This window comes from Streptomyces fildesensis (assembly GCF_016107395.1).
In the GTDB taxonomy this organism is placed as follows: Bacteria; Actinomycetota; Actinomycetes; order Streptomycetales; family Streptomycetaceae; genus Actinacidiphila; species Actinacidiphila fildesensis.
Window position 1 is genome coordinate 1 of record NZ_JAAIKO010000051.1, and the last position, 19,462, is coordinate 19,462.

Annotated in this window: 21 protein-coding genes and 2 pseudogenes; 11 read left to right on the forward strand and 12 right to left on the reverse strand. The window is 68.1% G+C overall.

Features of this window, described 5'->3' with window-relative positions; translation table 11 throughout:
• Window positions 1-406 precede the first annotated feature (406 nt).
• Window positions 407-622, reverse strand: coding sequence for a hypothetical protein (locus tag C6N31_RS36970; protein WP_198359202.1), 216 nt, complete (start codon window positions 620-622; stop codon window positions 407-409).
• 637 nt (window positions 623-1,259) lie between these two features.
• Between C6N31_RS36970 and C6N31_RS36975 the strand changes: the two genes are divergently transcribed.
• The 3 genes from C6N31_RS36975 (at window position 1,260) to C6N31_RS36985 (ending at window position 4,096) form a co-directional block, all read left to right on the forward strand.
• The gene (locus C6N31_RS36975; protein WP_198359203.1) at window positions 1,260-1,955 is read left to right on the forward strand and encodes a hypothetical protein; all 696 of its coding nucleotides are present in this window, start codon (window positions 1,260-1,262) and stop codon (window positions 1,953-1,955) included.
• A gap of 71 nt (window positions 1,956-2,026) precedes the next feature.
• Entirely contained in the window at window positions 2,027-3,424 is a 1,398-nt protein-coding gene (gene dnaB, locus C6N31_RS36980; RefSeq protein ID WP_232486111.1) for a replicative DNA helicase, read from the forward strand.
• A 462-nt stretch (window positions 3,425-3,886) separates the two neighbouring features.
• Window positions 3,887-4,096: a hypothetical protein gene (locus C6N31_RS36985; protein WP_198359205.1), complete on the forward strand. Its 210-nt coding sequence runs from the start codon at window positions 3,887-3,889 to the stop codon at window positions 4,094-4,096.
• A 221-nt stretch (window positions 4,097-4,317) separates the two neighbouring features.
• On the opposite strand, the gene C6N31_RS36990 is transcribed toward C6N31_RS36985, so the two are convergent.
• The gene (locus tag C6N31_RS36990) at window positions 4,318-4,977 is read right to left on the reverse strand and encodes a hypothetical protein (protein WP_198359206.1); all 660 of its coding nucleotides are present in this window, start codon (window positions 4,975-4,977) and stop codon (window positions 4,318-4,320) included.
• 137 nt (window positions 4,978-5,114) lie between these two features.
• Here C6N31_RS36990 and C6N31_RS36995 point away from each other — a divergent pair, with 137 nt between their 5' ends.
• Window positions 5,115-5,378: a hypothetical protein gene (locus C6N31_RS36995; protein ID WP_198359207.1), complete on the forward strand. Its 264-nt coding sequence runs from the start codon at window positions 5,115-5,117 to the stop codon at window positions 5,376-5,378.
• A 401-nt stretch (window positions 5,379-5,779) separates the two neighbouring features.
• The gene (locus C6N31_RS37000) at window positions 5,780-6,016 is read left to right on the forward strand and encodes a hypothetical protein (RefSeq protein WP_198359208.1); all 237 of its coding nucleotides are present in this window, start codon (window positions 5,780-5,782) and stop codon (window positions 6,014-6,016) included.
• Window positions 6,017-6,261: 245 nt separating this feature from the next.
• Here C6N31_RS37000 and C6N31_RS37005 read toward each other — a convergent pair whose 3' ends face one another.
• Window positions 6,262-6,615 carry a VOC family protein gene (locus C6N31_RS37005; protein WP_198359209.1) on the reverse strand — a complete coding sequence of 118 codons (354 nt, stop codon included), beginning with the start codon at window positions 6,613-6,615 and terminating at the stop codon, window positions 6,262-6,264.
• A gap of 397 nt (window positions 6,616-7,012) precedes the next feature.
• On the opposite strand from C6N31_RS37005, the gene C6N31_RS37010 reads away from it, so the two are divergent.
• Together C6N31_RS37010 and C6N31_RS37015 are read left to right on the forward strand one after the other, a co-directional pair.
• Window positions 7,013-7,429 (forward strand): transposase family protein, encoded by a 417-nt coding sequence (locus tag C6N31_RS37010; RefSeq protein WP_198359210.1) that lies wholly within the window; start codon window positions 7,013-7,015, stop codon window positions 7,427-7,429.
• A 274-nt stretch (window positions 7,430-7,703) separates the two neighbouring features.
• On the forward strand, window positions 7,704-8,210 hold the full coding sequence (locus C6N31_RS37015; protein ID WP_198359211.1) for a hypothetical protein: 507 nt from the start codon (window positions 7,704-7,706) through the stop codon (window positions 8,208-8,210).
• 390 nt (window positions 8,211-8,600) lie between these two features.
• On the opposite strand, the gene C6N31_RS37020 is transcribed toward C6N31_RS37015, so the two are convergent.
• Window positions 8,601-8,810 carry a hypothetical protein gene (locus C6N31_RS37020; protein ID WP_198359212.1) on the reverse strand — a complete coding sequence of 70 codons (210 nt, stop codon included), beginning with the start codon at window positions 8,808-8,810 and terminating at the stop codon, window positions 8,601-8,603.
• Between the two features lie 552 nt (window positions 8,811-9,362).
• Between C6N31_RS37020 and C6N31_RS37025 the strand changes: the two genes are divergently transcribed.
• The 3 genes from C6N31_RS37025 (at window position 9,363) to C6N31_RS37035 (ending at window position 11,741) form a co-directional block, all read left to right on the forward strand.
• Window positions 9,363-10,382, forward strand: a complete 1,020-nt coding sequence (locus tag C6N31_RS37025) for a DUF2599 domain-containing protein (RefSeq protein WP_198359213.1) — start codon at window positions 9,363-9,365, stop codon at window positions 10,380-10,382.
• Window positions 10,383-10,766: 384 nt separating this feature from the next.
• Complete coding sequence (locus C6N31_RS37030; protein ID WP_307811584.1) at window positions 10,767-11,021, forward strand: XRE family transcriptional regulator; 255 nt, start codon at window positions 10,767-10,769, stop codon at window positions 11,019-11,021.
• 255 nt (window positions 11,022-11,276) lie between these two features.
• A complete protein-coding gene (locus tag C6N31_RS37035) occupies window positions 11,277-11,741 on the forward strand; it encodes an ATP-binding protein (protein WP_198359214.1) in 465 nt (154 codons plus the stop codon).
• Window positions 11,742-12,303: 562 nt separating this feature from the next.
• Here C6N31_RS37035 and C6N31_RS37040 read toward each other — a convergent pair.
• From C6N31_RS37040 to C6N31_RS37075, 8 genes and pseudogenes are all read right to left on the reverse strand, one after another.
• Window positions 12,304-12,468, reverse strand: a complete 165-nt coding sequence (locus C6N31_RS37040) for a hypothetical protein (RefSeq protein ID WP_198359215.1) — start codon at window positions 12,466-12,468, stop codon at window positions 12,304-12,306.
• 52 nt (window positions 12,469-12,520) lie between these two features.
• Entirely contained in the window at window positions 12,521-13,489 is a 969-nt protein-coding gene (locus tag C6N31_RS37045; RefSeq protein ID WP_198359216.1) for a recombinase family protein, read from the reverse strand.
• Between the two features lie 351 nt (window positions 13,490-13,840).
• Window positions 13,841-14,280 (reverse strand): annotated as a pseudogene (locus C6N31_RS37050) (lasso peptide biosynthesis B2 protein).
• The gene (locus tag C6N31_RS37055; RefSeq protein WP_232486112.1) at window positions 14,277-14,534 is read right to left on the reverse strand and encodes a lasso peptide biosynthesis PqqD family chaperone; all 258 of its coding nucleotides are present in this window, start codon (window positions 14,532-14,534) and stop codon (window positions 14,277-14,279) included. Before C6N31_RS37055 ends, C6N31_RS37050 begins: the two are co-directional and overlap by 4 nt.
• On the reverse strand, window positions 14,515-16,290 hold the full coding sequence (locus C6N31_RS37060; RefSeq protein ID WP_198359217.1) for an asparagine synthase-related protein: 1,776 nt from the start codon (window positions 16,288-16,290) through the stop codon (window positions 14,515-14,517). Before C6N31_RS37060 ends, C6N31_RS37055 begins: the two co-directional genes overlap by 20 nt.
• 227 nt (window positions 16,291-16,517) lie before the next feature.
• Entirely contained in the window at window positions 16,518-16,658 is a 141-nt protein-coding gene (locus C6N31_RS45325; protein ID WP_198359218.1) for a burhizin family lasso peptide precursor, read from the reverse strand.
• 485 nt (window positions 16,659-17,143) lie between these two features.
• A complete protein-coding gene (locus tag C6N31_RS37070) occupies window positions 17,144-17,620 on the reverse strand; it encodes a hypothetical protein (protein ID WP_198359219.1) in 477 nt (158 codons plus the stop codon).
• A 579-nt stretch (window positions 17,621-18,199) separates the two neighbouring features.
• Window positions 18,200-18,718, reverse strand: a pseudogene (locus C6N31_RS37075) (hypothetical protein); the annotation flags it as partial.
• 104 nt (window positions 18,719-18,822) lie between these two features.
• Here C6N31_RS37075 and C6N31_RS37080 point away from each other — a divergent pair.
• Entirely contained in the window at window positions 18,823-19,104 is a 282-nt protein-coding gene (locus C6N31_RS37080) for a hypothetical protein (RefSeq protein ID WP_198359220.1), read from the forward strand.
• The last annotated feature ends 358 nt before the right edge of the window (window positions 19,105-19,462 follow it).

Genomic DNA, 19,462 nt, shown 5'->3' on the forward strand with positions numbered 1-19,462 from the left:
TGTGCCGGCCTCCTCTGGATCCGACACCTCGAATCACAGCCTTGATCACAACCCCCCACACGCCCTAGCTGGGGGAAGGTTCGGGCTGTCGCTGCGGGCCGGCGCCAGAGCGACACGTTCAGCTCGTACCACCCGCGACATCCCGGACCGTTCGCCTGCCGGCCGAAGCCCGCCACAACGCGACCGCGTGGGACCGGAACGCCGGACTGCACTTCGAAGGCCCTGCCAGGGAGACCTACACCTTCCTGGACCGTCAAGATCCATTGTCAGGCGCGTCCACACTCCGGGGGTCTCCTCATGCCTGGACTGGCCCCCTCCTTACTGCCGCTCACGCATGTTGCCCGGGCGCCGAAGCACTCCGGGCAACATCGTCATTTGTTCCGGCATGACGGGCTGTCAAAAAGACTCAGTTGTCCCTGTGGGTGCGGCCGTGTCCGGTGTCGCCGCTGCCGCCCTTGTAGGAGCCGCGGAAGTCGACGGCCGATCCGGGAACGGGGGCGATCAGATCCTCCTTGGGTTCGGTCTCCAAGAAGGCCATGACGGGGCAGTTGATCAGGAATTTGACGCTGCCGTAGGGCACACCGCCCGGGCCGGTGACCCTCGCTGACGTCCAGGCTGCCATGGACCGGCTGTTTGCGGACGGCATCCTCCCGATGGGCGGTGCCGCGTGAACGAGGACTCCGGCAACAGCCACATCGAGCGGCCGTGGGAGCAGCCGGAGGAAGTGATCCTGCGGCGCGAGCTCGTGCGAACCCCGGGATTGCAACCCGAGGACCTCGGAGTGCTGGCAGAGCTTCTGCTGCGCGACCCCGGGATGCCGTCGACGATGGAAGCGATCCGCGGCGACCTACAGGCGCGCGGCTGGAGGATGGGCAAGGACCGGTACAACACCATCACTCAGCGGCTGACGCGAGCCGGTCACCTCTCCCGCGTCGCCGCCTATGACTCGAGCACTGAGCGGCCCACCTGGGTTACCCGTGTGTACCGCAACCCGGCAAACAACGAGCAGTACGTCGATCTGGGCATCACCGCGTCTATGCAGGTCAGTGCCGAAATGCGGAAAATCCGCGATTCGGAGCACGAGCTGCCCGCCGGACTGCGGGAAACCCGCGTTTCGCCTGGTCAGAGCCGAAATGCGGAAGACCCGCAGTCCGCTCTGTCCCCCCGGACCCCCCGGTGGGTTGGTAAACCCCCCTACCGTCCCCCCAGAGGCAACGAAGCCGGAGTCGGTGGTTGCTGCTGTGGCGGGTGCGAACAACATGCGCATCGCGCAGAACAGCAATCCCGTTGGTGTCCAGGAGCTGACCGAGGCGGAGCTGCACGCGGCGGGCGAGTTCCTCGCGAACCTTCCCGGCCGCTGGGCCTGCGGGCTCCAGGACGTCGAGAAATTCGCCAAGCTGATTGCCGCAGCGGCCAAGCGGCAGGGCTGGCCGCTGGACGCAGAGTTCGAGCGCTGGCTGACCGCTGACGAGCGTTCGATCCGTGGTGCCTACCCCAGGGTGATCCCGGCCCGGCTGAGGAACCTGCCCCGCTACAGCGCCTGGCGTCGTGCCGGTGCGCCCACCGGCACCGCAGCGAACCGGGGCCCGGTCCAGGATGCGTGCCCGAACCACCCGCACCGCGCTGCCGCTGACTGCGTTCCCTGCCGTATCGACCCGGACGCCCAGGAGCAGAAGCCGACCCAGCGTTCCGGGGATCCGGTGTCCGCTGATGTGATCGCTGCTGCCAAGGCGTTCGCCCAGGGCGGGAAGAGCTCCGGGCGCCGTCGGGAGAAGAACCCGCGCAGTGATGCCCGGGTCCGGCGTCAGAGCGCCGGCGCCCGCTCCGCCGAGGCGGAAGCCGAAGCTGAGGACAACCGCCGCAAGGCCGCCGTGCTGCTTCAGCAGGAAGCCGCCGCCGCGCTGGACCTGCACACCATGCCGGGCCAGGCGCAGGACCACAGCGTTTCGCGATGACCGCCGTACCCAGTGCGGGCTCCCCGTTCGCCCGGGCGGCCCGCCAGCTCTCAGACCGATCAGGAGTGCACATGAGCACCGTAGAGGACCCCGACCTCACCAGCGCTGCGCCGTACGACGACCACCGCGACGCCCGCCGCAGCGCCCAGGGCTTCGAGCGGGTACCGCCGCAGGACCTGGACGCCGAACAATCCGTGCTCGGCGCCCTGCTGCTGTCGAAGGACGCGATCGGGGAAGTCATCGACATCGTCGCCGGCCCCGACTTCTACCGGCCCGCCCATGCGACGGTCTTCAACGCCGTCCTGGACCTCTACGGGCGCGGCGAGCCGGCTGACCCGATCACGGTGGCCGCCGAGCTGAAACGGCGCGGCGACCTGTCCCGCATCGGCGGCGCCGGCTATCTCCACACCCTGGTCCAGGCCGTGCCGACCGCCGCGAACGGGACCTACTACGCGGACATCGTCCGCGACCGGGCCCGCCTGCGCCGCCTGGTCGAAGCGGGCACCGCGATCACCGCTCTCGGTTACGGCGACGGGGACGCCGACGAGATCACGGATGCCGCTGGAGCCGCGTTCAACGCGGCCGTGGCCATCGACGAATCCACCGCCAGCTTCCGTCCCGCCGACCGTTCCGTCTCCCTCATGGACCGCCTCGAAGCGCGCAGCCGCGGTGAAGTCACCAAGGGCGTGCCCACCGGATTCACCGATCTGGACCACCTCACCAACGGCCTCCATGGCGGCCAGGTCATCGTGATCGCCGCTCGGCCGGCCATGGGCAAGTCCACCCTCGCTGTGGACTTCCTGCGCTCCGCCACGATCAAGCACGGCCTCACCGGCGCCCTGTTCAGCCTCGAAATGGGCGGCGACGAAGTCCACGAGCGCATCGTGTCCGCCGACGCCAGGGTCGCCTACTACCACCTGCGCAGCGGCGAACTCACCGAGGACGACTGGATCCGCATCGGCCACAGCGTCCAGCGCCTGGAAACCGCCGACCTGCACATCTTCGAAGACGCCGGCCTGACCGTCCTGCAGATCAAGGCCCACTGCCGCCGGCTCCAGCAGCGCGGCGGCCTCGGCCTCGTCGTCGTGGACTACCTCCAGCTGATGCAGTCCAGCGGCCGCAAGGCCGAGAACCGGCAAGTCGAGGTCGCCGAGATGAGCCGCCAGTTCAAGCTCCTGGCCAAGGAACTGAACGTGCCCGTCGTGGTGCTGTCCCAGCTCAACCGCGGACCCGAGCAACGCCAGGACAAGAAGCCGATGATCTCCGACCTGCGGGAGTCCGGCGCCATCGAACAGGACGCCGACATCGTGATCCTCCTGCACCGCGAGGACGCCTACGACAAGGAATCACCGCGTGCGGGCGAAGCCGACCTGATTGTCGGAAAACACCGGGGAGGACCAACATCAACGATCACCGTCGCCGCGCAACTCCACTACAGCCGCTTCGTCGACATGGCCGCGACGGTATGACGTCGCAGCCGCCCGTAAGGGGTCTGAGCGCGCCTCTCGCTGACGATCAACCGCTCCCGGGTCTATCCGGTCGTCCAGGGCCAAGATCGGCGCTCAGGGCCCCCGCGGGGCGATCCGAAGCCAGGGACGGGGGATGTACGCCCTGTGTGCGTTTCGGTGCGCGGTTCAGAGGAGGGCCGCTCGGGGCTCGGTTGCCACGGCCAGCGATGAGCGCTTACAGGGGCCGTGGGGGCGCTCTGGCCCGTGCGGGCGGGTCGGAACGGTGTGGCGGGTGACCTCGGGGGTGGTGTTGCCGTTTGGGCGGGTACGGGAACCGCCGACGGAGCCCGTCCCCCCACTGCCGGGGCCCGAGCGCATTCGGGCTCCGGCAACCCGCCCCTCCGCCCCGGGGCGCGCGATGAGCGCTGGCCCTGTGCGGGCCGGGTGCGGTCCGGGGTGGTGCGCCGGGCCTACGGTGCACCGGTGGACAACTACCCGATGGCGGAGCGCCGGCGCGGCTGCCGGAACCTGACCGATCCCGAACGGGACCTCGCGCTGCGCCTGGCGGCCCGCGCGGACTGGCTGCGCGCCGAGGCCGGACGTGAGGGCGGGGACGGCCTGAGCGTCGCGGACGCGGTCGCTCTGGCGGCCGTCCAGCTCGGCCTGCACTCGCCCGCCGGCCCCGTCGACTGACGGCGCGCGCCGGTATCCACCGGGTCGGCCAACGCGTGTCGCGTGCTGTGCGTGCCGCCTCTGGGCGTGTCGGGGGTGACCTCGGGGGTGGTGGTGTCGTTGGACGGGTGCGGGAACGACGGAACCTGCCCCCCCATTGCCGGGGTCCGAGCGCATTCGGGCCCCGGCAAGCCGTTTGTCTGCCCCGGCTCGGCTGCCGCCTGTGTCCAACGTTCCCTCCGCTATAGCGGCTCGGGTCCGCACAGGGCACACCAGCGTTTGCGGCAGCCCTTGAGACGCAGCTCCTGTGCGGTATAGAGGTCCGGCAGCCGAGGCCAGTAGAGCTGACCTGTCTTGCGGGCATGGGGTCGTGAACTTTCCATTTGGGCCAGGCTTTTCTCAGGCGAGTTCAGGCTTAGGCAGTCCCAGCGGTGCAGCCGGACGGCGGTTTGTCCGATGGCGTAAGTGGCTCCGGCGTCTAGCTGCTGCTTCCACCGGTCAAGGTCACGCCGGGCTTCTTTCTCCGCACGGTCGATCTGGTCGCAGATACGGCACAGCCCCTTGATGTGCTCGCAAGAGCACTCACCACATCGCCCGCAGGGGATGCATCCGTGGATACGCCGTTCCTGTGATAGCGGAGTTGGGTAGATCAGGATGCTGGGATCTCGACCAAAGTGCGGGCGCGTCTCAACGACTCCGAAGTTGACCAGCTCGTCAAGAAACGGCTGCACTTGCTCTGCGTCTTCCAGACCAATCAATGGGGCTACGTCCTCCATGGAGATCCCGTAGTCTACGCGCGCCTGGAGCACGACATAAAGCAGGCGGCTGGTAACGCTCAGGTCGGCATCGAGAACCAAATCTCGGTGAACGAAAACAAACGGCGAGTACGACTCTCGGTACACATGGAATCCCACACTTGCAGAACGGCCGAAGCGCTTCAGCGGTGCGGCGCCGCACCGTGGTTCCCACTTTCGGCTCATGGCCCAAGCCGCGCGGGGAAGCCACCTGGGCGGGGGGTGGGGCGTGTCAGGATGGCGGTATGACACATGAGGCGGCGGCGTACGACGGGCGGTTGCGGGATCTGGAGGCGGTGGCGTTTCGCACCGGGCGCACCCTCGCGGAGCACGGCGAGCAGCTGGCGTCGATCCGCGAGCAGCAGCACACCGCGTTCGGCAACATCGACTCCCTCGCTGACGCCATCGGCGCGCCGGGCGAGCGCTCCATTGCCCGGCGGCTGGAGAGCATCGAGCGCGTCCTGTTCGCGCTGGCCCGCGCCCAGGGCATCGACCCGGATGCCACCTGACCGGGGCCCCGGGCCGTCGGCGGGAGCTGCGGCCGGATCCCGGGAGAACGGCCACCAGGAGCGGCGGGACGTACCGGCGCGCGGGAAGCTCTTCCTGACCGCCTGCTGCGTTCCCGACCCCCGGTGCAGGTAAGTAGTCGGCGTGCCGGTCACCCCGTTACAGGGCCTGCGGCCTGCACCTTTCCTGGCCACGGGTGGAATTCCGGTGCGACCAGAGGTGCGATCAGGACCGCGACCAGGAGCGCGCTGTGAGGCGCGATCAGAGCTGCGACCAGAGGCGCGACCTCGCTCGGGCCCGGCCGGGACGGCCGTGTACGTCAACGCGACCCGGCGATTGTCTGAGTGCCGCGGTCGGCCTGGGCTGAAGGATTTCCCAGCAGCTACCCGGGCAGACGGCTGCTATGAACACCACCGCGGTCTCTGTCGCCCACATTGCCTGGCTGCAACGCGTCCAGGAGGCAACCGCAGACCACGCCCGCACCCGCCTCGCCCTTGACGCGGCCATCGCAGAAGCCACCGCCGCCGGCGTACCCGCCGAGGCGTTGCAGGCCGTGGGGCAGTGCGAACCCCTTCATGGACGGCACGCGGCAGACCCGACCGAGACCGAGCTGGCCACACTCGCGGACGCCGCCAGCTGACAGGCCCCGGTCAGGTTTTCTTCTTCGGTCGGCAGAGCCCCGCACACGGCCGATTTCTCGTATGTGCCGTTCGGCTGAAGCGGATTTGCGTCACCGGAAGGCGTCACCCGGTGACGCCTGCTGAACGCGACCGCCGGTGTCCTTTGACAGCGAAGATAGTCGGTCAGGGGTGACCTGACCTGGGCGGACTAACTTGCGTGTCAACGAGGCGGACGTCGAGGCCCGGACAGCTGCCCGGTCCCCGCTCAGCTCTTGCGCTCACTCAGGACGCAGAACTCGTTGCCCTCCGGGTCGAGGAGGGTCACCCAGTGCTGCCCGTCCTGCACGGTGTCGACGCGCCGGGCGCCGAGGGAGAGCAGCCGGGCGACCTCGGTCTCCTGGTCGTCGGGGCGGAAGTCGGGGTGGAGCCTGTTCTTCGACGTCTTGCCCTCGGGGACAGGCACGAAGAGCAGGCCCGGCATCCGGTCCGGCTCAGGCCGGATCTCGATGATCTCCTCGGATTCGTCGACCACAACCCAGCCGAGAGCCTCGGCCCACCAGCGCCCGAGAGCGACGGGGTCGGCGGAGGCGACGATGATCTGTTCCCATTCCAGTGCCATGGGCCTGAGCATAGGCAGACCGGCGACCCACCCCGCAAAGCCGCCACTCTTCCCACCCCAGCACCCCCAGCGCGTTTGCCTCGCATGGCTAGGTTCACTGGCAAAGAGGGCGCTGACGACTAGCTTCGCTGTCAAACGCCTCGATTGGATGACAGTGCGACTGACTTCACTGTCAAAGGACAGCCGGCGCCAGGCCCTGGTTCGGCATCGAGGTGGCTTCGTAGGTGGGTTCTGGGCTCTGGCAGCGATCGCGGGGAGCCATCACGGTCGGTGAAGAGGCTGTTCGATTCCGGACTGCGCGCCGGGGTGCGCCGCAGTCCGGAATCGCCACATATGACGCTCCATCAGGTCTGGTGAGTGTGGGCTGTTTCGTACCGTCCGGGTCGATGCCCAGGACATGGACCACGACGAGATCTCCTGGCAGGACGTGCTGTTCGAGGGCGTCGAGGTGCTGATCACCGCCGCAGTGCACGGGGTGAACGGATTGATGGTGCAGCTGGCCGGCCGGAGTGGTGAAGGCGTATGTCCGTCCTGCGGCCGGGCGTCGGCACGGGTGCACGACCGCTATGAGCGACAGCTGCAGGATCTTCCGCTGGCCGGGCACGCCGTACGGATCCTGCTGTCCGTGCGACGCTTCGTGTGCGTCGCTCCCGGCTGTTCCCAGCGCACATTCGCTGAGCAGATACCGGGGCTGACCAGCCCGTACGCGCGGTGCACCGACCGGCTCGGAGAGCTACTGGACCGGGTCGCGCTCGCGTTGGCGGGCCGCGCCGGGTCCCGGATGGCTACTGCTCTGGGGCTGACCGCGGCATGAAGCAGGATGGTTGGCACCGACGAGGCAGCGCTGTTGTCACCGATGCGAAGTGTGCAGGCGGCACCGTCGCACCGCAGTTTGTCTGTTGACCTTGCCCCGAGCTGCCCCGCCTGGGTTGATCAGGAGTGCGGGAAGGGCGGCGGCCTTGGCCGTGAGGGTAGAGAGCGGCGGGGCACGGCGACCGATTCTGGCGGGCGATGGCAATGGGAACAAAGGACCGACAGCAGGGTCCTGGGGGCGCTAGTTTCTCCTAGTCATCACCTCAGGAGGCCGCATGTCGGATGAAACGTTAGTCGCGTTGCTCGGTGTACTGGTGACGCTCGTGCTCACGTCTGGCTCCATCTTCTATCTAGCAAGACAGACGAAAGCTGCGGTGGAACAGGCGAGGGCAGCCCACAAGCAGGTGGAGTCCGGTATCAGAGTGACCGCTGTCTCGGCCAACGACACGGTGCTGGGTGCCCTCCGGGAGATACACCTGCTGATGATTGAGAAGCCTGCGCTTCGAGCCTATTTCTACGACGGCCGATCGTGCCCGGAGAACGATCCGCTGTGTCCGGTGGTGGTTACGGTAGGTGAACTGCTGGCGGACATCATGAACCAGGGAATCGTTACCCACAGGGCCAGCCCCGAGAGTGCCAGCGCCGGCCCTTGGAAGGACTACTGCGAGACCACGTTGGCGTCCAGCCCCGTCCTGCGTGACTTGATTGCTGCCCACCCCAAGTGGTGGCCTGACCTCCCGGGCCTCTGCCCGCCACAGCTTCGACGCGTGAGACCTGCATGACTCGGGTGGCGACGCAGCCGGTGCCCGTCACCGGCCGGGCCGGCCGCCATCGTGGAACCGACCCGCCCCGGGAGACGAGCCAATCTTCGCGGAACTGGCCGCCCCATGGGCAGCGGCAGAGCGTGTCGTACCCGGCCAAACCGATCCGGAGTGGGCCATGCTGACAGACAGCTGCCCGTGGCCCTCCCGATAGACCAGCGTGATGCGGGGCCTTTCACCCCCCGTCTCCGCATCACGCTGCACCCGGCCCGGCAGCCTCGAGGCCTGCCCGGCCACCCGAGGCCGCCGGACCGGCCGACCACGTTGGGCACCGGCCGGCAGCCTCACTGCGGCCCTCACGGTCTCTCCCGGGTACGGGTCTGCACGGGGCAACGCCGTGAGCGACGCCCCTCAGGAACCGGCGTGTGAAACGCCCTGCACGAGCTGGTTCAGGACGTCCAGGATCTTCTGTCCCGCCGCCGTCGGGGCGATGAGGACGCCCAACGCCAGAACGATGACCACGGTCATCTTCTCGTCGAAGCGGCTCCGGGCCTCGGTACGGCGGCGCAGCCGGAAGAACACAATGATCACGAGCAGGACTGCCACGTTGATCGTCAGCAAGCGCCCAGACCCTCCGCCAGACCCCAGCCGCTCCCGCCGGAAGGCCGCGGACATCCGTCCCAGCCTCCTTGTGTAGCGCGAAGCCGGCGGCGCGGTGCCCGAGTTGCCCGTGATTGGCAGAAAGCCACCTCCTGGCCGGAACCCGCACAGGGGCAGACCTGCGGACGCTACCCGCCGGATGTGGTCAGGCGAAGTGGACCGTGATGTAGAGGTCCCCTGAATCGCCACCGTTCGTCCCAGCCATGCCCATGCCCCACACCTCTGGGCGGCCGGACAGTGGATGCGGGTGCATCGATCTGGGCGCCGCTGTGCCCCACCTGGGCCGGTAGCCACGGCAGGTGCCGGCCTTCCTCCGGGCATCGTGCCGGAGGCGGCTGGGGCGGTCCACGCTGCGCAGATGTGATTGGCTCGCCGTCGGCTGGAACCTCGTCACCTCACGACAAGGTCTCCTGGCCGGCGGGGGGGGGGCTCGTGTTTTCGGCCGTCTTCGGCCCGAACTTTGACTCCTTCTCCCGCAGCCCGCACCATCTACGTCCATAGATACTGCTAGGCATGATCAGATCAAGAGGTACACGGCTCCTCACCCTGCTCACAGCAAGTGTCCTTCTGCTGCTGGGTGTCCAGGCCGCTCCCGCGTCAGCGCAGGTTTTCTGCAACGAGGGCCACTCGGTCGACGGCGCCATCTGGACGGAGTACACCCAGACACCCGGTGTGCAGCAGTCTCTCGGCTGCCCCTCCACCGACGAACTCGCTCTTCCGGACGGCGTCGGCCGACGCCAGGTGTTCGAGAATGGCTCGATCTACTGGAGCCCCAACACCGGGGCTCACGCCGTCTTGGGGCTCATCGGCCAGAAGTGGGGCGAGTCCGGCTGGGAGGGGGGCAATATCGGGTACCCGCTCACCGACGAGCTGAAGAACCCGGATGGCAAGGGTGCTCGCCAGCAGTTCCAGCAGGCGACGATCTACTGGAGCCCCAACACCGGAGCGCACCCGGTACGCGGCCTGATCGGATGGTTTTGGGGACAGAATGGGTACGAAGGGGGCAATTTCGGCTACCCGACGACGGACGAATTCAACGGCGACCACATCGGGGGCAACGTCGACGACAACAAGGGCGTAGAGCAGGGCTTCGAGCACTTCCGGTATCTCCTGTACAGCCCCGGCCAGTCCGACGCCTTCGAGACCTGCCAGAGTCAGTGTGTCGGCTACAGAGGAAATACCTACTCGAAGTGGGTGGAGACGACCGACGTCTACGTCAACCTGGCCGACCGCAGCAAGCGTTCCGTACACGTCACCCCGACCGCCGCCGCGTTCCAGAGCACCGGGCACACCACCGCTTCCAGTGACGTGCCGGATGACTGGAAGCAGGTGTGGTCCAACACGCCGCTGTTCCCGAACGCCACACAGACCGAGATAAACTCGACCTACGAGCAGCTTTACTGCCACGCGGAGTATTCCTACCGCAACACTAGCGGCGGCCACTTCGGCGGTCCGACCTGGGACCTCGAAGTCTGGCGCGATGACATCGGCATGAATTTCGCGAAGATGCTCGCATCCAGGTGCAACTGGTAGCACTGACAGACGTCGAAGCCCCTCGCTAACCTCCTTCCGTTCCTAGTTCACCCATACCCAGGTCACCGAGGGGGACGGTTCGTCCCCCAGTCCAGGGGGACGAACCGTCCCCCTCCCGCGTTCCGGACCGCCCTACGGTCGATCCATGGCCTAGCGTGAATTCGTGGATGAACTCCCCTTCCCCTGGGACACGGTGGTGGAGGACCCGGCAACGGGACACTCCTCTGTTCCATAGTCGGTGGTAGTAGCGAGTGACGCCAGATTGTGCATGTCACCGGCCTCACGGCGTCTGGCCCTGGCCGACGCCGCGCTCTGAGTGTGCCGGCGTCGCGGCCCGTACCGCTATTGAGCCAATCGGTGGACGATGGGGGTTGGTGGTCTGGTGTGGGGCAGGAGAAGGTGATGGCCGATCTTTCGCAAGTGCTGCAGCAGACCATGCGTCTTCGTCATGTGACCGCTGGGGGTCTCGCGGAGGTGACGGGGATCCGTACGCCGCGGATACGGGCGTTCGCCGAAGACGGCGCTGGCGGGCCGGTCCGGCCTACGGAGCAGGAGCTGACCGAGTTGGCCGCAGCTCTCGGGCTGCCGCTGCCGGACGTCCTTGAGGCCGCCGGTGTTCCTGCCGTGGCGCCGGCCTGACCTCCGCCCCGCCCGTGGAGATGTTCGCCGTCGCTCTCCCGGGCCTCCTCCTCGGGCTGGTGCTGACACTGGACCGCTACGAGGAGCGCCTGCTGGTTCCCCGGCCCGGTCCCGGCACCGCCGCCCCAATACTGCCCGGCACGCACGCCGCTGACGGACAGCCGGTGACCGGGCGGCTACCTGGTGGGATCCGGGTACCGGGGTACATGCCGGTCAGGCGACTAATTGGGGAGGGTAACGGTGGGTGAGGGGTCGATGAAGGCCGTGGGTTGGGCGCAGTCCTTTCCCATATCGGGCGGAGTGCAGGCGGGCCGGCGATGGGCGCGCCGGCACGTGGAGGCGCTGGAGTGGACTCGTGAAGCCCCCGAGACGGTGGACGATATCGAGCTGACGGTCTCGGAGCTGATCACCAACGCGCACGTCCACGCCCACAGCGGCGCGCAGGTGATGCTGGCCTGGGACAGCCGGTGCCTGCACGTCAGCGTCCACGACACCGGTGGCGGCGAGCCCGCGTCCCCTGCGCCGGACCCCGACCGGGCCTCCGGCCGGGGCCTGGTTCTGGTTGACGCGCTCGCCGACAGCTGGGAGACCCGTCAGCAGACGGACGGCAAGACCGTGACGGCCTGCTTCCTCCCGCCGGGCCACCCCGACCCGCACACAGGCGGCGGGAAGTATGGGCGGAGCGCGGCGCGCTACCGGGTCACTCCGGGAGAACGCTGATCCGCGGGCATCGAAACGCCGGAACCGTGACCTTGGCCACGACGCCGGGGCGGCTGGGCAGCTCCCGGCTCGGGTCGAGGTCGCAGCCCGGGAAACATGTCTTCCCACAGCGTCGTCGGCCGGGCGGGAAGCCACAGGGCCGGCCACAGGCCCAGGAGGAGCCCGGTGTTGAGGAAACGGCGAAGGTCAGCCTGGTCGCAGGCTTCCCTGATGACGGTCTCGTACAACCGGCACCGGTGCTTGTCCTGGCCAAGGTCCTGCGCTGCTGCGACCAGTCCAGGGACGTGGGCAGGATGACGTGTCCGCTCGCCGGCCCCGTCAGCTCACCGAGAGAGCCGGGCACGGCGTATGTTGGGCGACGCTGAAAATGCCGACGAAGCAGGCGTTCACCGTGCCGACGAAGAATCCGGCGAATCGGGCGGCATCGTCGGCAAGGTGTCGCTGTTGTCGGCAAGGTGCCGCACGGATGCGTAGGACCGCCTCGGTCACGGCGCCAACCGGTTGTCCGGCGGGGCTGATATCGGCGTATGGGCAGGCGGCAGCCAGGAACGGCGCTGGTGGATCAGCCAGTCGGGGCGGGCGCGAGCAGTCGGCCACGGGTGAGGACCGCGATGTGCGGCCACAGGTCGTGCGTCCGGGAGTTGAAGCGGCGACGGGCGGCCACAGCAGCAGCCACCAGGGCCTCGACGGCGTGGGCGAGCGGGTCAACGCGGTCCGCGGTGGGCAACTGGGCCCAGTTCTCGTATAGCTGCCGCCAGGTGGCGAGTAACGCTGAGTGACTACACGGGGCTGCGGTCGCGCTGCTGGAGAGCGGCGAAGTCGGCGTGCGCCGTTTCGACGGCCTCGGGGTACGCCTGGGCCTTCTCGTGCTCGGCCAGGGCCCGGTAGATGCTGGAGAGGCTGGGGCTGTGTCCCTTGCGGCGGCCGGTGGGGATGAGCAGGTCGGGCTGGATGTCCTCGACCGTCTCGCCGTTCGCGCGGCGTCGGAGCACGGTGTGCAGCATGTCGTCGGTGATGACCGGGGGCCGGCCGCCGTGGTTGCCCTTGCGTGCTGCGGCGTCCAGTCCTTCGAGGGTGGACTCCCGAATGTTCTCGCGCTCCGTCTCGGCCATCGCCGCGAAGAACCCGAACAGCAGGCGTCCCGGCCCGCTGGGGTCGTACATCCCCTGAAGGGGACCGGCGAGCATCTCCAGCACCAGGCCGTGCGCGGTGAGGTGGTCGGCCAGGGCTGTCAGCTCCGCGGCGTCGCGCCCCAGCCTCTTCATCTCGTTCACCGTGAAAATCACCCGGCAGTGCGGGGCGTGCGCCTTGATCTCGCGGGCCGCAGCGAGCGCGGCCTCGAACTGCGGGTGCACCCGCACCCGGGTGCTGATCTTCTCGGAGAAGATCTTGTCCCGTGGGATGCCGTGTCCGGCGAGCGCGTCGAGCTGTGACTGGAGTTCCTGGGTGAGGCTGGAGCACCTCGCGTACCCGATGCGGATGTCCGCGGTCGGGGTGTCCGGGTCGACGGGCGCCGGCATCGGGGTGCCGGGCCGCCAGGGTTGGCCGGGGCCGCGGTCGGCGGGGGTGGGCACGCGCAGGAGTTTCGCGAGCCGGGGCACCTTCGTGAAGCGGCCGGTGTGATAGGTCCCGGCGACCGCGCCGGAGCGGGAGCGGCAGGGTGAACCTGGCGCTGCGTGACAGCGTGGGCAGGGGTGGCGCTCGACGCCGTCCGCTTCGGACGCGAGTGCGGTGTGAGGGTCCGTCATGACCCGGGATACTGTCACAAACAATTCCCAGAACATGCCTGGTTCAATTTTTGAGTGAGAACGAGTTGTGACAGCGAATCCGCGATCCGGACCGCCTCCGCCGACCGTTCTTGATCTTGCTCCGGGAAAGGAACGATTGTGAGAACGACAATGCACGGTCACCCCGCTTCGCCATGCCGCTAATTGCCGTGCCATCACGCATGGTCAGATTCGACTACGAAACGTTACTCACGCCTGGCGCCAGCTATACGAGGGCTGGACACAGGCGGGCGGAGGTCCATCCACTGCGGATGGGGAGAAGGCCAACTAATCAACTAAAGGGCATGAATTCGTGCAGGGATGAAAGCTGCATTATTTCCTATTTTTGGGTAACCCCTCCCAGCGTGGTGGGATGGTGAGCATGGTGTGGTAGGTGGCGGTGTCGGCTGGTTCGCCGACGGGTTGGCCTTCGGCTTCGACCCAGGCGTGGGCGGCGAAGGGGAGGTGCGTACTCCGGTGCACCAGGTGGGCCAGGTCCCGCCGATGCGGCACAGCAGCGCGGTGGCCAGGGAGCGTTGAAGGCAGTAGCGGCCCGAGCACAGGACGCTGACAGCGGTGACGTCCCCTCGGGCGGTCAGCGCCGTGTCGTAGGAGGCGCTCCGCGCTCCCCGGCGGGCGGTCCGCAGTACCGCCAGGAGACGTGCGGGGGGCAGGTGCGCGAGAACCCGGGCGGCGGCGACAGCGGTGTGGGCAGCCAGCCGGCGTAGTGGCGGGGGGCGGTTCTTGCTGGTGTCGAGGGTCTGTCGGCTCACGGAGCACTCACCAACCCGGCACGGGTGCAATGGTCGATCAGGGCGTTGACATCGGCTTCGGCATGCTCACGGCTTACGGGACGTGCCTGGACCAGGGCGTCCGTGATCTGCTGGGGCGTGGAGCCGTCCAGGAACGCCTGCAGGACGGTCGCGCCGGTGGCGTTGAGCTGCCAATAACGGCCGGTGCGGTGATCGAGCAGGACCATGCCGTCTTCGGTAGCGGTGCAGGTGACATCAGCGCGCAGTCGGCTCAACGGGGTGCTCCTCGGGTGCGGTAGTGGTGAGGTAGGCCGGGAGGGGGTGGGCGGCGAGGTCGCGCAGCCACAGTTCGGCTGCCAGGAGTTGCTCCAGCCCGTGCGTATGGCTGGTGAGGAGTTCGGGGCTGTGCAGCACGCGCCGCAGCCCGTTCTCGTCAGCGATGCCGACGGCGACCAGGTGGGAGTTGCAGGCGAGGTCGGCGAGGTCGCGGCGGTGCTGTCGCAGGCTGTGGTGCCATTCCTGGGTGACGTGGTCCTTGGTGACCCTCTCCAGCAGGTAGCTGGGGACGATGCCGTCCATCGCTGCCGCCAGGAGCGGTTTGTAGCTCCAGGGGCTGGTGGCGTCCTGCGCACGTACCGCCAGGCACGCGGCGATGACCGTGTCGTCGCAGAACGGGCTTTCCGCGGGCAGGGCGTCGACCGTCGAGTCGTGCAGGAAGAGGGAGGCGATCCTGCCCGCTTCCCTTGCCTGGTGGACCCTTGCGTGCAGGCCGCGGTCCACGGCCAGGGGGTGTGATTCCTGCGCGCCAGAGTCCAGGAGGCCGGCCAGGAGGCCCACAGCATGGTCGGTGGCCCACGCGGGAAGACGCGGCCCCATGCCCCAGCTGTCGAGGCTGGGGCGGCCGGCGGCGGGTCCGCGCAGTCGGCTGCCGGTGGCAGCCAGCCAGCGGCGGTAGGAGCGGCCGTCGAACAGCAGCTTCGCGGTGGTCGCCAGCGGCCACCGCGACCGCGCTCCCCACCCGGCCGCGTGCCGCAGCGCCGTGACCGGATGGCGGCGCACCAGCGGATGGAGATACGACCACCGGGGAGGCAGGAGGACATCGTCGCCGCCGTATCCGGTCAGGCGCAGTCGCGCACCCCGGTGGCGCAATGCGTGGGCCAGGTGTTCCTGCAGGGCCCGCCCCCGTGTCACGGCCGTGGGCTCGTCGGCCGGATCGTGCCGTTCGCCCAGCCCGGCGAAGTAGCCCGGCAGCTCGGCGAACGTGAACGCCAGAGACCGGGAGCCAGGCAGGCGCTGTGCGGCATACGGGGCGTAGTGCCGGTCCTCGTTGCCGGGGGTGGTGCTGTGCAGCGAGGCGGTGACCAGGCGGGCCCCGGCCTCGGCCGCCAGGAAGCACAGCGAGGTGGAGTCCATGCCACCGGAAAGGTCCGCCCCCAGGACCTGCCCCGGCCGCACCCGCAGCAACACCGCCTCGCGCAGCGCATCGCGCAGGGCAGGTGCGCCCTGCGCGAGAGGCAGGTGCGCTGAGGGCGGCTGCCACCACACCTTCGTGTGGTGGCTCCCGTCCCGTTCCAGGACAAGTGCCCGGCCCGGCGCGACGGCATGGACTTGGCCCCACATCGAGCCACCGGCCAAAGGATGGGGCAGCGGGTCGACAGTCGAAATGCGGGCGGCGAGCTGGCCGGTGTCCACCACCGCATGCGTGAGCCAGGCCAGTGTGCGGGCACGGTCCGCGCACACCGTCACCCCCTCAACCGTCGCCCAGTACAGCCGGCGTGTCCCGAAAGCGCTCCCCCGCACATAGCTGCGCCCGTCGATGGACGCGAGCACATGGAAGCTGCCGGCAGCGCCGGCCACCGCCGTCTCGACATCTGGCAGGCCGCGCACGCTCTTCAACCGGGCACTCAGATCCTGTGCGGTGAGCGAACACCGCCCGGCCACGGCCAGCAGGGACGTGCCGGCCGAGGCGAACGCCCACTGCTCCTTCTGCCAGCGGCCGAACAGCCACGGTCGTCCCGAGGTGTGCGGCACGCTCTGCGGAGCGTGGCTTCGCAATCGCGCAAGACCATCGGATGCCATCGCCCGATCCGGAACCACGACGAACCAAGCCGCCGACACCTCGCCCAAGGACCTTCCCCTCGAAGGGGCGGGCGCAGACTCGCCGCGCCCGCCCATTGGGCCGAACATGCTCCGGCAGCGGCTCAGTCCGACGCCGGTACCGCCCATGGCCCTAACCCAGCGGCCATCGCACCCGCCTGTCAGTCGTCGTCGTACTTGCCGAAGCCCGCCTCATTCTTGTCGCCGACAGCGCCCTGGGTGTGTTCGGTGAAGTCTCCGACCTCGACCATCAGCGGGCTCTGATAGATGTCAGCCGGCTCGATACGCAACGTCGCGTCCACAGCGTCTCCCTTACACATGAGCAGGCGGAAACCTGCCTCTCTCAGGTATTAACACCCCAACCTGGAGAGAAGGAGCTGATCGCCCCTCAAACCCATCTGCCGTGTGATTGATCGACCCACCGTCGTCCCGCTACTTCGCGAAGTAGGAGTACGTCGCCCCGCGGGGCGGGAGATCGTGCGGCAGGTAGTTCCACCGAGAGCCCAAAGCGTGACACCGTCACTCAAACCTGTCTCGGCCCTAGCCACCGCAAGGTCGACACACAGATCAATGCGACAAGACGCAGTTCGATGCGACGGGACATCCACGGTACGGCCGCTCAATCTTCGATGAGAATGCTCAACCTTCGCTGCGACAGATCAACGACTGTCGGACGACACGAGATTGTCAGTGGTCGGCGACACGGGGTGTGGCAGTGATGGCCGCAGCTTCGTCGTACGCGGCGAGCGTTCAGTAGAGGGTGGAGCGGCCAAGGCCGAGGTGCTTCTTACGGCTGGCGGTTCACGATGGCAGTGGTGGAACTGTCAGGGCTGGCGACGCTCTTTGTCTCGAAGTATGCCTGGGTCACTCGCGTGGGCGCGTTGAGGTCAGTGCACTGGGGTTCGGTGAAGGAGTACGGGTCTCCCGCAGAGTTCTTCCACGTGTAGCCGACCCCCGGTGTGAATGTCGCGGGCACCAACGAGGACAGCAGCGGCACCCTGCCGGGGGCGAATTGCGTGGCCTTGTCGCCCGAGACCGCCACCCCGACCTCGGTAGGCAGCCCCTCGCCCCCACCTGCCGCTTCCCCTGTGCCCGTGTAGAGACCGAGCACACCAGTGTCCGCCCAGTCCTCGACGGTCTGTCCACACGTAGCAGCGACGTGTCCCTCGACCGCGAACGCCGGGGCAGCAGCGAACGTCGAAGCGGAAGCAAAGCACGCCGATACGGCTACGAGGGTAGCTCTGCAACAAATGATCTTCATCATGGTGGGACACCCTTCTAGCAGGCACAAAGGCCCGATCGGTGTACAAGTACGCAAGATCAACGAGACAGGTACTGCCAGGTAACGCCCAGATGCCAGTCCGGCGCAGGGGTTTGTCAGTGCGCCGGTTCGCGAGGCCCTCCTGCGCGTCTGGGTCGACGGCGGGATCGACACCGCCGACGCCGCGCAGCGCCAGGCCCTCGAAGCCCTTGCCGCCGCCGACATGGTCGCCCGCGGTGAGATCGTCGACGTCCTCGACGACAACGTCGCGTACAGCCTGCGGATGCTCGCCGAGCCGTCACCGCCTACTGACACACCTCATGTCGCCGTCCGCTGACATTTCGTGTCGCCAGCCACTGACGTTCTGTCGTCGTCCGACAACGACTCTCGGTCGCAGCACTGTGACCGAGGATCATAGTTGGCGGGTGATGCTCTCTTCGGTGCAGGTCGCCGGCAGGTGGAGGGAGATGGTTGGCGGATCTTGAGGGTGATAGTTGGCGGGCCGAGATCCGCCTTGGTCACGATGCGTGACTGATGGTGGCGATCACCTCGACGAAGTACCGAGCTCGCCGGCTCAAGCCTTCAGGCGCCTGAGGAATCAGCGGCACTCGGGGGTCTGCCGTCACGGTTGCTGCCTCTCGTATGGAGAGGTTGGTGCGGCGGTGCCGACGGCTGCGGAGCGCTGGACCAACGAACGGGGTCGCCGCCGGGGCCGCCGGTGAGCCAGGAACCGTCGCCCAGGGGCACCAGCTCGTACGGGTTGCTCGCCTCGACGGTGAACTCGCCGCTGAGGGTGCCCGTGCGTACGTCGACCAGGTGGTAACGGAACCACTCCTCCTCGTCCTGACTCTCACCACCCAGGGTGACGATGGCCGTGTCCTCGGTCAGGTAGCCGCCGCTCCATTCCACGAAGGACTCCTCCGGGTCGTACCCGAAGGCTTCGACGGGGAGGGTGAAGAGAACATCCCCGTTGGGGTGGTCGTGGAAGGCGACGTCCGCCTGCCCGTGGTCCACGGTCATGAACTGGTGCCCGGACGGAGCCAGGTCGATCAGGCAGCGGTCCGACCACGGGTAGGTCACGAACTCCGGCTCGCTGTCCGCCAAAAGAGTGCACGTGCTCGACCCGGGCGAGGGTTGGCGGGCTGGTCGCCTGGATAGATCATGACAGGGGCGGGGGACTGGCCTTCGGCCCGGAAAGGAGAACCATGGCAGACGGGTTCGACATCAACGACCGCTCGACCTGGGACTGGGTCAACGGCCGGGACGTGTCCTTCGTCGGTTTCACCGGCGGCGACTGCCTCCTCAATCCGGTGGATGCGGGGTCCTTCTTCCAGCGGGGCGAAAACGACATTGCCGTCTTCCAGTCGTGCCAGGGAGGCGCGGTCTTCCACGCGAAGGTTGGTGGTGTCGGCGCGGGCCTCCCAGGATTCGAAGTGGACAACTACGACTGGGCCGTCAGCAACGGACTGGTCAACGACCAACGCTGACCACGCCAGGCCCCTCGTGGGTTTGTCTACGCTCCTGCTGCTTGCGGTCTGTTTGCTGGCTGCTGCGGATCAAGGGGAACGGGAGCGACGACCTCACACGCCCCGGTAGGGGCGGACGCCGTCGGGGGCCTCGCCGTCCAGTACGCGCGGATTGAGAAGGTCTCAGCGCACCATGGCGACAACGGGGGGTGCTGCGCAGTGGACCGGCCGGGTTGCGCCGGCTGCTGGACGCGGTGGTGGTCAGCGATACCTCCGCGTCGCGGATCTCGCGCGGTGGTTCCGTTCGAGCAAGGACGTCATCCGGATCCGCGAGTTTCTCCACCCGGCGCGGGTTGTACCTGCGCATCACCATTGGCGC

Coding starts and splice junctions, on each gene's coding strand:
- C6N31_RS37035 (WP_198359214.1), top strand. CDS start 11,277: ATGAAGGCCGTGGGTTGGGCGCAGTCCTTTCCCATATCGGGCGGAGTG.
- C6N31_RS36975 (WP_198359203.1), top strand. CDS start 1,260: ATGCGCATCGCGCAGAACAGCAATCCCGTTGGTGTCCAGGAGCTGACC.
- C6N31_RS37005 (WP_198359209.1), bottom strand. CDS start 6,615: ATGGCACTGGAATGGGAACAGATCATCGTCGCCTCCGCCGACCCCGTC.
- C6N31_RS37015 (WP_198359211.1), top strand. CDS start 7,704: ATGTCGGATGAAACGTTAGTCGCGTTGCTCGGTGTACTGGTGACGCTC.
- C6N31_RS37045 (WP_198359216.1), bottom strand. CDS start 13,489: ATGACGGACCCTCACACCGCACTCGCGTCCGAAGCGGACGGCGTCGAG.
- C6N31_RS37070 (WP_198359219.1), bottom strand. CDS start 17,620: ATGATGAAGATCATTTGTTGCAGAGCTACCCTCGTAGCCGTATCGGCG.
- C6N31_RS37010 (WP_198359210.1), top strand. CDS start 7,013: ATGGACCACGACGAGATCTCCTGGCAGGACGTGCTGTTCGAGGGCGTC.
- C6N31_RS36995 (WP_198359207.1), top strand. CDS start 5,115: ATGACACATGAGGCGGCGGCGTACGACGGGCGGTTGCGGGATCTGGAG.
- C6N31_RS37080 (WP_198359220.1), top strand. CDS start 18,823: ATGGCAGACGGGTTCGACATCAACGACCGCTCGACCTGGGACTGGGTC.
- C6N31_RS37000 (WP_198359208.1), top strand. CDS start 5,780: ATGAACACCACCGCGGTCTCTGTCGCCCACATTGCCTGGCTGCAACGC.
- C6N31_RS36970 (WP_198359202.1), bottom strand. CDS start 622: ATGGCAGCCTGGACGTCAGCGAGGGTCACCGGCCCGGGCGGTGTGCCC.
- C6N31_RS37025 (WP_198359213.1), top strand. CDS start 9,363: ATGATCAGATCAAGAGGTACACGGCTCCTCACCCTGCTCACAGCAAGT.
- dnaB (WP_232486111.1), top strand. CDS start 2,027: ATGAGCACCGTAGAGGACCCCGACCTCACCAGCGCTGCGCCGTACGAC.